The 11,880-nt window shown below is 71.0% G+C and carries 9 protein-coding genes; 4 read left to right on the top strand and 5 right to left on the bottom strand.

The annotated features are described in order from the left end of the window. Nucleotides 1–21 precede the first annotated feature (21 nt). The 5 genes from ACQP0U_RS18370 to ACQP0U_RS18350 all read right to left on the bottom strand — a co-directional run bounded on the left by ACQP0U_RS18370 (nt 22) and on the right by ACQP0U_RS18350 (nt 5,156). On the bottom strand, nt 22–858 hold the full coding sequence (locus tag ACQP0U_RS18370; protein WP_433308630.1) for an aldo/keto reductase: 837 nt from the start codon (nt 856–858) through the stop codon (nt 22–24). Between the two features lie 345 nt (nt 859–1,203). Further along, the gene (locus ACQP0U_RS18365) at nt 1,204–1,707 is read right to left on the bottom strand and encodes a hypothetical protein (RefSeq protein ID WP_433308628.1); all 504 of its coding nucleotides are present in this window, start codon (nt 1,705–1,707) and stop codon (nt 1,204–1,206) included. Nucleotides 1,708–1,908: 201 nt separating this feature from the next. Next, a complete protein-coding gene (locus tag ACQP0U_RS18360) occupies nt 1,909–2,679 on the bottom strand; it encodes a hypothetical protein (RefSeq protein WP_433308626.1) in 771 nt (256 codons plus the stop codon). A gap of 36 nt (nt 2,680–2,715) precedes the next feature. After that, nucleotides 2,716–4,044, bottom strand: coding sequence for an HEXXH motif domain-containing protein (locus tag ACQP0U_RS18355; protein WP_433308624.1), 1,329 nt, complete (start codon nt 4,042–4,044; stop codon nt 2,716–2,718). Continuing rightward, on the bottom strand, nt 4,041–5,156 hold the full coding sequence (locus ACQP0U_RS18350; RefSeq protein ID WP_433308622.1) for an FxsB family cyclophane-forming radical SAM/SPASM peptide maturase: 1,116 nt from the start codon (nt 5,154–5,156) through the stop codon (nt 4,041–4,043). The genes ACQP0U_RS18355 and ACQP0U_RS18350 overlap by 4 nt, the downstream gene beginning before the upstream one ends. Nucleotides 5,157–5,518: 362 nt before the next feature. Here ACQP0U_RS18350 and fxsA point away from each other — a divergent pair, with 362 nt between their 5' ends. The 4 genes from fxsA (at nt 5,519) to ACQP0U_RS18330 (ending at nt 11,873) form a co-directional block, all read left to right on the top strand. Continuing rightward, the gene (fxsA, locus tag ACQP0U_RS18345) at nt 5,519–5,698 is read left to right on the top strand and encodes an FxSxx-COOH cyclophane-containing RiPP peptide (RefSeq protein ID WP_433308620.1); all 180 of its coding nucleotides are present in this window, start codon (nt 5,519–5,521) and stop codon (nt 5,696–5,698) included. A 60-nt stretch (nt 5,699–5,758) separates the two neighbouring features. After that, entirely contained in the window at nt 5,759–9,586 is a 3,828-nt protein-coding gene (gene fxsT / locus ACQP0U_RS18340; RefSeq protein WP_433308618.1) for an FxSxx-COOH system tetratricopeptide repeat protein, read from the top strand. Nucleotides 9,587–9,598: 12 nt separating this feature from the next. Further along, nucleotides 9,599–10,600 carry a hypothetical protein gene (locus tag ACQP0U_RS18335; RefSeq protein WP_433308616.1) on the top strand — a complete coding sequence of 334 codons (1,002 nt, stop codon included), beginning with the start codon at nt 9,599–9,601 and terminating at the stop codon, nt 10,598–10,600. A gap of 94 nt (nt 10,601–10,694) precedes the next feature. Continuing rightward, nucleotides 10,695–11,873 (top strand): hypothetical protein, encoded by a 1,179-nt coding sequence (locus ACQP0U_RS18330; protein ID WP_433308614.1) that lies wholly within the window; start codon nt 10,695–10,697, stop codon nt 11,871–11,873. The last annotated feature ends 7 nt before the right edge of the window (nt 11,874–11,880 follow it).

Genomic DNA, 11,880 nt, shown 5'->3' with positions numbered 1-11,880 from the left:
ACAGTCTGCGGCCCGGGGCGATCAGAACTCCTCGTACACCGCCGGGTCCTGGTCCGCGAGACGCCCGTCCGCGCGGCCCAGCGCGGTGATGGCCTCGACCTGCGCGTCGGTGAGCTTGATACCGAAGACGTCAAGGTTCTCGGCCTGCCGCTGCGGGGAGGCGGCCTTGGGCAGCGGAATCACCTGACGGGCCACGTGCCAGGCGAGGATCGTCTGCGCCGGGCTGACGCCGTGCGCGGTCGCGATCTCCACGACGACGGGGTGCTCCTGCAGGTCGTTGCCACGGCCGAGCGGGCTCCAACCCTGCACCAGGATGCCCTGCTCCCGGTGGTAGTCGATCGCCTCCTGCTGCGGGAAGTACGGGTGCACCTCGATCTGGTTGACCACCGGGGCGACCCCGGTCTCGGCCGCCAGCCGCTCGATGTGCTCGGGCAGGAAGTTGGAGAGCCCGATGTGCCGAACCAGCCCACGCTCGCGCGCCTCGATCAGCGCCCGCCAGGCCTGCACGTACAGGTCGACCTTCGGATTCGGCCAGTGGATCAGGTACAGGTCGACATGGTCGAGGCCGGTGCGGAACACACTCTCCTCGATGGTGGTCAGCGCCTCGTCGTAGCGGTGGTGCCGCCCCGGCAGCTTCGAGGTGACGACCAGTTCGTCCCGCACGTCGTCCGCCGCCCGGGCTGCCCGGCCGACCGCGCCCTCGTTCTCGTAGTTCACCGCCGAGTCGATCAACCGGTAGCCCGCCCGGATCGCCTGACCGATCGCGTCGACACCCGCCGAGCCGTTCAGCCGGTACGTGCCGAGCCCGATCGCCGGCAGGGTGGTGCCGTCGGCTGCCGTCAGCTGGGGAATAGCCATGGTTGATCTGCCTTTCGTCGACCGTGACTGGACCCTACCCGCACGGATTGGGCCGCCGAGACCAACCGGTCGATGAGCTCAGGTCGGCGTCGCTGACCGCCTTGCGGCTGCGGAACGCCATGTTGACGCTGCCCGCGGCTAACGCTTCGCCGCCGACCCGCGAGCCTGCCCAACGGGGGGCGGCGAGCCACGCGTACCCGGGTACTGACGCACCGCACGAGACCGGCACTCGGACGCTCAAGGAATCTGGAGTGTCAATCTTGCGCGAATGCGCCAGTTCAATGCGGGAAACCTAAAACGCTGAAAGACATCGCCGGACTGATGAATTGCTAGATGCAGCGTCGGTCACAACGAGATGACGACCGGCTGGACCTGTACGTTCTTGGCCAGTTGCTGCGGCGAGGGAACGGGTGTGCTGACCTTGACGGACGTGTTGTAGCCGTAGATGACGACCCCGTCGAGGTGGTTCGCGCCCGGCCAGTTCGACTCCAGCCGGACCGCCATCTGAGTAGGAAAGTTTGTCACCTCTTCGGCGCACGACCGGATCAGGACGACGCTCGGGGTGGCGGTGAGGTGGGTGGCCAGCATCCTGGCGAGCTTCTTGTAGGTCCAGCCCCAGTCCTTGGCGCCGGCCTCGGCGTCACCGATTTCCTCGTCGTTGCCGTGCGCACGGATGCACAGCGGCTCGCCCGCCTGCACCCCGGCGAGGTAGGTGGCCAACTGACGATCCGCCTCGGCCTGGGTGAGGCCGGCGTCGATGGGCAGGAGGGCGCCCCACGCGGCCGCACCCGAATCGGGTCCTTCAGACTGGCCGCGGGTATTCGGATCCTGTGTCGCCACGATGAACATGACATCCTCCATAGGGCTAACCGCTTCGTCGAGCGGACGAAAAGCAGGTTATCCCGGTAGTCGAAGAATGACCCTGTCGGTTATCTGGCTCAGATTACTTCCGTCGCCTGTCGGACAATTATCGACGGCCGTTAATAAGAGCCGGTTCACTTCGACGGCAGTTGTTCCCGTCTCTTCGCGCAGGCGGATAGGGGCACCTGCTCAGCTGGCGCCGTTGGAGCGCTTGACGAGGTGCTGCACCCACTTGTCGAACTTGCTGCTGGCCCCGCCGGCCAGACCGGCCAGGTCCTGCTCGGTCACCACGCCACGGTCGGTCAGCGACACGATGAGGCTGCGCAGCCGTCGGTAGTCGTCCGCCTCGGAGGGCTCGACGGGACCGCCGCCACCAACCTGCCGTTGCAGGTCCTGGAGGATGTCCATCATCTGCGGCAGTGTCTCGATGACCTGCGAGAGGCCGGTCTCGTGCGGGCTCGACGAGCCGCGGAGGTCCTGTAGGGTGAGCGCGACGGACATCGGGGTGACGATGTCGGCATCGGTCGTGATCGCGTCGATGGCACGGCCCAACTGCTCCATGGCCGAGTGCACGCTGTCCAGGTCGGTGTGGTCGACCAGGATCGTCCGCATGCCCTGCACGTCGAAGGGGAGCTGCTGGTCCTTCGCCATCAGTTGCACGAAGGGTTTGCGTAGCGCGTGCCGCACCGCCAGTTCGTAGAAGACGTTGGCGTTCTGATCGGTGAGGTCGGCGATGACCAGGTCATTCTGGATGATCCGGTCGAGCACCTGTGAGGTGATCAGGCCGGCGCGTTCGATCTCGTCACCCCGGATCGCCTGGTAACCCCGGGCCTCGACGACCGGGCGGATGACGTGTTTGAGGATCTGGTCGCTGCGGCGGCGGATCTCGGAGCCCTCCGGGCCGATCGGAGCGATGACGAAGCACTCACGTCGGCTGGGCTGCCCGTTAGCGTCCCCCATGCGGCACAGCGTAGAGGAGATCGTCAAGCCTCGCTGTCACCCCGGTCGCGCCTCGGCCCGCTCCCAGCGGGCGTGGTGCGCGGCGAGCAGTCGTCCGGCGTCGTCCACCGCGTGGGGAGTCACCCGTTCCGAGGCCCACCGGTCGAGGACCGGTGCCATGCCCTCGACCAGACGCCGGCCGACCGGGGTCAGGCGTGGCTGCGCGGCCAGCACCCGCACGGTTTGCCTGGCGGCCCGGGTCCAGCGGACGAACTCGACCTCGGCGTGGTGCCGGGCCGCCCGATCTTGCTCGATGAGCCGTTGCCGTCGCCAGAAGCCGGCCACCCCCAGGTGGGCGTACGCGCCGTGCAGCAGACCCTCCAGGGGGCGGGGGTCGGGCCGCCACGGCGCGTAGAAAGACTCGTTCGGACCAGGCTCCACCAGGGGGAAGAGGTCAGTCAGCGCGGCCAGCTTCAGGTGTTGGATCTCGTGGGCGAGAGTGACCGCGGCGGCGCGGGAATCCGGCGGCAGCGACATCGCCACCGCGCCGAACCCGTGATGGAACGTGCCGCTGCGGACCCCGGACCGCGGCGCTTCGAGCGGTACCAGCGCGCGCAGCGCCACCGACACCTCCTCGGCGACCGCCCGGTGCTCGTCGGTGAGCAGACGCCACGCCCCGCGTAGCCGGTGCTGCCACCTACCCGGGTCGCGCACGAAACCGGCGATCGGGTGGGCGCGGCCCTCGGCCCCCATCGGCACGTGCCGCCAGGTGCCGGTGTCCAGCAGCAGCCGCAGCGCCAACCCGCCGTGGGTGGCGCGCAGCTCGGGGACGGGCCGCCAGCGGTGGTCGGGCGGGTGGTCGTACCCGATCTCGGTCCGCTCCCCGGCGCAGCGCACCTCGGCCCGCCCGCCCACGCAGCGCACGCGGGCGCGGGTCGCCGCGGGGTCGACCCGCAGGGTGCCGAGGCCGGGCAGGTCCAGCCGGCCCGGCGTGGCCGGGTCGAGCGGCACGTCCAGGTCGGCGTCCGCCCGGGCCCGCACCACCGCGGCGGCGGCGACCGCCGCGAGCAGACCGGGGTACGCTGCCGCGCGGTCACCCCGATGCAGCAGCGCCGCGGTGCCGAAGGCCCAGGCGGCCACCGGCGGATGGCCCCACGCCGCCCGGCGCTGGCCCTGCTCCAGGCCGCCCACCACGCGGTACGCCGCCTCGACCGCCGCCCGGTCCGGATGGTCCACCCGGTGGGTGAGGACGACCAGCGACCGGACCAGCAGCAGGTTCTTGCTGTGCTGGGCGGCGCGCAGCAGCTCAAGGGCGGCTGGACCGCCTCCGCCCGTGGCGAGCCCGTCGACGACCCTCCCGGGCAGCCGGTGTCCGGCTGTCGTCACCGGTGCGCCTCCCGCACTGCTGCCACGTCCCGCCGCAGGGTGCGGCGGATGTGAGCGATGAGCCGGTACAGGTCCGCGCAGTAGACCGACGGGTTGTCGAAGCCGCGGCCGGCGTGCCACCGGTGCGTGTAGAGGCCGCCGCCGCAGACCTGGCGCAGGTCGCAGGCGCGGCACTGGGCGCAGAGCCCGGCCACCCCGGACTGCTGGGCACGGACGCCGGGCTGGTCCAGCGCGGCGTCGAAGGTGTCCCGGTCGACGTGCAGGCTGGTGCTGCCGGCACCGGCGTGGGCGGCACCGAGGGTGTCGTCCATCTCGATCGCCCCGTCGGTCTCCACCACCGCCACGGCAACCGGGCTGACCCCCACCCCGGCCAGCCGGGAGGAGCCGCCCAGCAGGAGCTGGATGATCTCGTCGAAGAGGCGGATCCGGGTCTGTCGACCGTCGTCGGCGTACCACTCGTCGAAGACGGCGGTCAGCCAGTCTGCGTACGGGGCCTGCCGTGGGTCGGCGGGGCGACCCGCGGGCGGCGACGACCAGGTGCCGTGTGGCAGCAGGAAGTCCACCACCGGCGGACGGTGGGCCAGCAGGCTGCGGTAGGTCCGGACCGGATCGTTGCGAAGGTCCACAGTGCACAGCAGTCCGTTGAACAACCGCCGGTATGACCCGGTCAACTGGTCCAGGGCGGCCTCGACCCGGTCGTGGCTGCCCCGACCGTCCGGACCTCGCCGATGCCGGTCGTGCGCCGCGCGGTCCCCGTCGAGGCTGACGCTGACCCCGACGTCGAGCCGGTCGAACAGGCGCAGGAAGGGGCCGTCCAGGCGGACGCCGTTGGTCTGCACCGCGATCCGCGCGGGCACTGGGGCGGCACCGCGCCGCAGCAGCTCGACGGCCCGTTCGACACCGGCGACCCCGGCCAGCAGCGGTTCCCCGCCGTGCAGCACGACGCTCACCCCATCCAGGCGGTGCTGGCGGGCGTGCTCGCCGATCCGCTCACCTGTGCGTGCGAGTGTCGCCGCTGACATCGTCCGGGGCCGGGACCGCCAGCGTTGGTCGGCCATCGTGTAGACGTAGCAGTAGTCGCAGGCCAGGTCGCAGCGGCTGTGAAGCTTCACCACGAACTGTCGGAAGGGGACCGGACGCCCCGGTGGCACGGAGCAGACCACCGTGCCGGGTGACGGCCGGCGGCCGCCAACGGGTCCGGGCATTAGACGCTCCGCCGTCCTGTCGGTCGCCGGTCGGGCCACCTACCAGGGTGGAGCATACATTGACAGGCGACGTTCCGGGTGCCGCAGCTGACCGGCCGGTGCCCGGACGAACCCGTCCTACCTGGTCCGTTCGCCATCCGGGTGTCCGTCGTCGGGGCGGCGCACGGTTATCATGAGCACACTCAGCGGATCTGGCCACCGGTCAATGTCTGGCCCGGCGGTGGGGGCGACCGGGCGCGGCACGACACGGAGACAGGCGGTGGTCGGAGATGGACACCGAAGAGGACGACCTCCGTTCCGACCTGATCGACCTGACCGACGTGGACCTCGCCGCGCTGGACGCGATTCCCGGTGGTGTGCTCGTCGCCGCACTGGCACGACTCGACCGCCGCGCCGCCGCCGGTGACCAGTACGCAGGCTTCGAAAGCGCCCTCGATGGCGACGACTGACCCCACGGGTGCCGCGGCGACGCAGGCTACCCGCACCATTGCCCGGTTCGGGGGAGACCGATGAACATCAGCAGGGATGAGACACCGGGTGTCGTCACGATCGTCTCGTTCGTGTCACCCTCCGACGACACCGGCCGCAGCAGCGCGGTGGCCAACGTCGCCTGGATCCTCGCCGGCAACGGCAAGAAGGTGCTCGCCGTCGACTGGTGTCCGAAGACCCCCCGGGTCTACGACTTCCTGCGCCCGGCGCAGGTGGATGCCGTCGCGGCGGCCCGGGAGCTGGGCGAGGACCTTGCCGCCGCGCTCACCCCCGCGTCGGACGCGTCGCCGGCGTCGCCCTCCACGGTGATCGCGCCGCCCGCGCCCGAGCAGGGCATCCTCTACCGGTACGCGGTGTCGGGCTCGACCGCGACGTTCAGCATGGTCGGCCTCGGTGCCACCACCGATGGGTTGCCCACCGGGGATGCCGCCCGCATCCGGCAGTTGCTCCAGCAGGCCGACTACGACTACGTCCTCATCGACGCCCCGGTGGACCTGAGCGCACCGGGGATCACGCACTGCGCGGTGCTCAGCGACGTCGCGGTGGTCTGCATGCCACCTCGTCGACTGTCCGTGCAACATGCCGCCGGGCTCGCCAAGGAGCTGCAGCAACGGGCCGTCGGCGGGATCCGGGTGCTCGCCGCGCCGACCCTGCACGAGGTTCCCGACCCCGGGCACGGCGGGTCCCGTGACTACGTCCGGCAAGCCTTCGGTTGGCTGTTGGAGAAGCCGCCGGGCGCCGCCTCCAACCCCGCCGCGGCCGGGATCGTGGAGGTGCCGGCGCACAACTACGACACCTTCGACGACGTGCTGTCCGTGCTCGCCGACGAGCCGAACGACGCGAACAGCCCGTTGACCGCGTACGAGCGGATCACGGAATGGATCAGCGGCGGTGACGTCACCCGGGCGGCGCCCGTCGCGGAGCGGATCCGCCGGCGTTACCGGCATGCGGTGCTGCTGGACCCGGCGGAGAATCTCGGCGACATGGTCGTGACGTACGACCCGGTCGACCGGCCCTGGGCGGACTGGATCGGCGGGCAACTGCGCCGGGCGGGCGTCCGGACCCACCTGAGGGCGACGGGCTCCGGCGCACAGCCCGACTTCGCGCAGCACACCACTGTGCTGGCGGTCCTCTCGCCCGATCTCGCCGGGACGGACCTGACCGGGCTTCGCCCGGCCGGCGCTGACCGGTCGACGGAGGTGCTCGGCGTGCTGGTGGCCGGCGACGCGTGGCGGGAGCCGTTCGACCCCGAACGGGTCGTCGACCTGCGTGCCGCCGACGCCGTCCGGGCGCAGTCGTTGCTGCTGAGCCAACTCGGTCTGATCGCCCCCGCGCAACCGTCCGGCGACCTGCGCAACGTGCCGCGTTACCCGGCGGACCCCGACCGCCGGGTGCGGTTCAACGTGCCACCCCGTAACCCGTCGTTCGTCGGGCGCGACGACTATCTTGAGCGGCTGCGCGACCACCTCACCAGCCAGGACGGCCCAGTGACCCTCACCGGCGGGGCGGGAGTCGGCAAGAGCGAGCTGGCGCGGGAGTTCGCCCACCGGTTCGCCTACGACTACGACGTGGTCTGGTGGATTCCCGCCCAGGACCGGGAGACCGTGCAGACCGGGCTCGGTGCGCTCGCCGACGAGATCAAGGCGGTGGACAGCACCGGGGCGGCAGAGGCTGCGCTGAAGGCACTTTCCGCGGCCGACGGCGCCTTCCAACGCTGGCTGCTGATCTACGACAACGCCGACGACGGGAACGTACTGACCGGCCTTCGACCGCGTGACGGTGTCGGCCACGTCCTGATCACCTCGCGGGACGACGGCTCCTCCGGGTTGCCGTCCCCGTTGGAGGTCGCCGCCCTGACCGGCGACGAGAGCGTCGCGATGCTGCGCCGGGTGCTCGGCATCAGTACTGAGGACGCCCGGTCGGTCGCGGTGGCGCTGGAGCACCTGCCGCTGGCCCTGCGTCTGGCGACCGCCTGGATGCGTCAACGTGCCCTGGGGCTGGAGCGCGCCGGGGTGCCCAGCCTGGAGGCGGTGGGCCAGGGCGTACGGGAGTTGCTGGTCGCGCTGGACGGGCAGTCCGACGAGGATCCCGGCGAACACATTCCCGGATCGCACACCTCCAGCGTCGCCCGGGTCCTGCGGGTGACATTGGAGGCGCTGCGGGCCACCTCCTTCGGCGACCTGGCCATCCGGTTGGCCGAGCTGAGCGCCTTCCTCTCCCCGGAGGGCGTCGGGCTGCCGCTGCTACGGTCCACGTCGATGCTGACCCAGCTCGCCGCGGCGTCCGGCAGCCCCACGGACGAGCTACTGCTCGACGCCGGTGAGGTGGACCTTGTCCTCACCGTCGGTGCCCGCTTCGCGCTGTACGACGTCGACTGGGGGCACGGGTCGGCGTTGCGGATGCACCGCGCCATCCAGGTGCTGCTTCGAGAGGCCATCCCCGAGCCGCAGCGGTGCGAGCGGCACCAGCAAGTCCTCCAGGGCCTTGCCGGCTACGCTCCGACCGATCCGGAGGCCGACGCTCGCCGCTACACCGACGTCTTTGACGAACTGCAACAGCACCTCGTCCCCGCCGGCGCGCTGGAGTCCGACGACCAGCAGGTCCGTCACTGGGTCGTCAAGCAGGTGCGTCACCTCTACCTGTCCAATGACAGTGACACCTGGCGATCCGCGCTGCTGCTGGCCTCGGCGGCGTGCGATCGGTGGGACGGCGGCGACGAACTCGACCAACTGACCATGCGGCTGTTCGTTCAGACCGCGAATCTGCAGCGGGCGCTGGGCAACTACCAGGAGGCGCTGCGTCTGGACGAGCGGGTGCTCAGCGAGCAGCGTCGCCGCTACGGGCTGCGCCACATCCACACTCTTGTCGCCGGTCGCGGTCGAGGCGGTGACCTGCGCGGCCTCGGCCGATTCGAGGACGCCCTGGTGGAGGACCAGGCCACCTTCAAGGGTTTCCGCGAGGTCGTCGGCGACGACCACCCGAGCACCCGGATGGCGGTGAACAACCTCGGTATCTCGTTCCTGCTCACCGGTGACGCCCCGGAGGCCCTGCGGTTGGCTCGCCAGGAACGCGACCGCCGGATGCTGCTGTTCGGCCCGGAAGACCCGCGGACCTGGCGGGCATCGTGCCAGGTCGGCACGTGCGAGCGGGAGGTCGGCGAGTATGAGCAGTCACTGGCCACCCTGCGGGAGGCTCTGGCCCGCATCCACGAGCTGCCCAGCGGCAGCCTTCTCGACGAGTTGCGGGTCCACCGCAGCCTCGCCGTCACCGAACGACGCCTCGGTCTGACCATACCGGCCAAGAAGCGCAGCGCCGAGACGTACAGCGGCTATGTCAAGAACCTCGGCGAGGATCACCCCCTCACCCGGGGCAGCCTGCTCAGTCTGGCAGCCGACTACTACCGGGCCGGCGACGCCGGGATCGCCGTGAAGAGCGCCATGCGCTGCCTGCGCGGCTACGAGCGGAAACTGGCGGCGGGGCACCCCTTCACCGCCGTCTGCTCGGTCAACCTGAGCCTGTTCCAGCGTGGCCTGGGGGAATTTGACCAGGCCGTCTGGTATGGCGAGCGCGGTCTGCGTTCGCTGCGCGCCAAGCTCGGCGACGCGCACCCGTGGACGTTGGCGGCGACCACCGCCCAGGCCGGTCACCTGGCCGCCGGCGGCGATCCGGGCGGCGCGCTGTCGGTGCAGGAGGAGGCGCACGCGACAGCCCTGAGCTACCTCGGCCGCGGCCATCCGGTGACCCGGGACGCTGCCGCGAATCGCACGGCGATCCGCGCGCTGTGCGACGGCACCCCCGGTGGTGCTGCCGCCCTGACCGACACCGACATCGATGTGCCGCAGAGCTGAGGGAGCGACCTGGTGACCGATCCGGAACTGCACGACGTCCTGATCGAGGAGTCGGCCGAGCAGGACGTCCCGGGTTTCCGTAAGAAGCGTGACCTCTGCCGAGGGTTGCTGCTCGGTGGTTACGGCGTCTACCACGTGGCCCACTACACCACTGGCGTGCTCGACTTCGCGCTGGACCTGCTCGACCATCCCTCCACCCCGGTACCCGACGCCGAGACGACCCCGGAGCAGCGCCGCGAGGGGTACCGCCGTGTCGGCGCCCAACTGGTCTACCGGGTCAGCGAGCTGAACCGCCGGTTGGGCGAGTTGCACACCGGGGCGCTGATCCGCACCGTTGTGCAGACCCACACGGGTCTCGTCTTCTGCAACTCCGTGGTGGGTAACGAGCACGTGGTCGGCTTCGCCGCCGTACCCGGAACGGACATCGAGCCGGTGGCCGACCTGGATCGGGTCAGCGTCGTCGACCAGGCCGCCGCGCAGGTCGCCACCGACCTGCGCCGGCTGCTGCGGCAGCGGTCGCAGAACCCGGGCGGTTGGGAAGGTGGAGTGGGCGATGAGCCGCGCGGGGGCACCGCGCCCGGCGAGGGCTTCCCGCCTCACCTGAGCGGGGCGTCCGCGCCGGACGGGGCGATCATGGCGGTGCTGCGCCCGGACCGACTGCACTATCTGAGCCACCACCGGGCGGGTGAGCAGGCGTGGGCCGTCGACATCCTCGGCCACCCCGACCTGGGCACGTTCTTCAACCGGGGTGTCACGGTGGCGGATCGGCGCGACCGCTACCAGCGCCTCGCCGGTGACCTGTCGTTGCTGGCACTGCAGGTGGGTCGGGACCTGCGCCGGGCCGTCGCCGGGGACGTCACCCGGCTGGTGCTCGACGTGGAGATGGGTGCCATCTACCACTACCGGCTGTCCGCGGACGACTACCTGGTCGGCGTCACGCTGGACCAGGACATGGTCGCCCTCGCCGACCAGGAGATGGCGGCCGTGGCCCGACGGCTCACCGCGCCGGCCTGAACTCTGCCGGCGGGTCACGTGGTTCGCGATTGAGGTGATTGCCCGGCGCCGATATCCTCACTTCGGATCAACGGGGGTTCGACGTGTCGGTTGGGTGGCCGTGACCGTACTGGCGAGATCAGTGGCCGTTGTCGCCGCCGCCGTGGCCGGGCTGGTCGTGGCCTGGGCCGGCGACGTGGACGGGCTCGAACGCGCCGATGCCTACCTCATGCTCGCCTCGGTCCTGCTGGCGGTGGGCCTGGTCGGCAGCACCCGGGACATCAGCCTCGCCGAGGTCCGCGCCCACCTGGGCACCGTGTTGCTGGCCGTCACCGTCGGTGTGGTCGCCAAGGCCGCGCTCATCGCCGCGGTGATGGTGCTGATCTTCCAGGACCCCGCGTTCCTGGTCCTCGGTGTCGCCGTCGCCCAGATCGATCCGCTCGCGGTAGCCGCGATGAGCCGGCCCGACCGCACCTCCGCGCGGGCGCGTTCCATCCTGTCCATCTGGGCGTCGTTCGACGACCCGATCACCGTGCTGCTCACCGTCTACGTCTCCGCGTTCGCCCTTGACCTCAGCGGAGGTGACGGCGGCGCGCTCGCCGGCGCGATCAGCGACCGGCCCCTGGATCTGCTGCTCGACCTGCTCGCCAACGTGGCCTTCGCTGCGGGCGCCTGGCTGCTGTGGCGGCTGCTCCATGCCGCTGGCCTCCGTGACGACGCCCCCCGCCCCCGGGTCCGTAGGGCGCTCAACTGGCTTGCCGTGGCGCTGCTGATCGCGCTGGTCCTCTTCGGCGCGTGGCAGTTCCTCATGCTCGGCCTGGCGCTGGCCGGGCTCTTCTTCCGACCCCGACTCGGCCCCGTCGTCGGCCGGTCCACCCAGGCGGCGTACCTGGTCGCCACGTTCCTGCTCGGGCTGTTGCTCGTGCACGGTGTCGACATCGTCCCGGGCGTGGTGCTCGGTCTCGCCGCCGTGACGGCGCACCTGGTGGTGTCGCTGCCGATCACCCGTGGCCTGCCCACGACCGACCGGCGTTATCTCGCCTGGGGGCAGCAGAACGGCATCACCGCGGTGATCCTCGCCCTCGTCCTCGAACGGGACTTCCCCGGAACGGTGGGGATCGTGGCGACGGCCATCGTGGTCATCAACATCACCCACGCCGTGGCCACGGCTGTGCTGGACCGGCGTCTGCCCGGCAACCCTGGCAACGTCCCACCCCGGCCGGACGCCGACCCGACCGGGCCGCCCCGAATGCGCGACGGCTCACCGGAGCGCGCCCTGAAACCGGAACGCTGAACCCGAC

The organism is Micromonospora sp. CA-269861 (assembly GCF_050948505.1).
GTDB lineage: Bacteria > Actinomycetota > Actinomycetes > Mycobacteriales > Micromonosporaceae > Micromonospora.
This window is presented reverse-complemented; position numbering and strand designations above follow the sequence as displayed.

What these genes read in the sequence shown, in the direction of transcription:
- ACQP0U_RS18370 (WP_433308630.1), bottom strand. Translation starts at nt 858, where the DNA reads ATGGCTATTCCCCAGCTGACGGCAGCCGACGGCACCACCCTGCCGGCG.
- ACQP0U_RS18365 (WP_433308628.1), bottom strand. Translation starts at nt 1,707, where the DNA reads ATGTTCATCGTGGCGACACAGGATCCGAATACCCGCGGCCAGTCTGAA.
- ACQP0U_RS18360 (WP_433308626.1), bottom strand. Translation starts at nt 2,679, where the DNA reads ATGGGGGACGCTAACGGGCAGCCCAGCCGACGTGAGTGCTTCGTCATC.
- fxsA (WP_433308620.1), top strand. Translation starts at nt 5,519, where the DNA reads ATGGACACCGAAGAGGACGACCTCCGTTCCGACCTGATCGACCTGACC.
- fxsT (WP_433308618.1), top strand. Translation starts at nt 5,759, where the DNA reads ATGAACATCAGCAGGGATGAGACACCGGGTGTCGTCACGATCGTCTCG.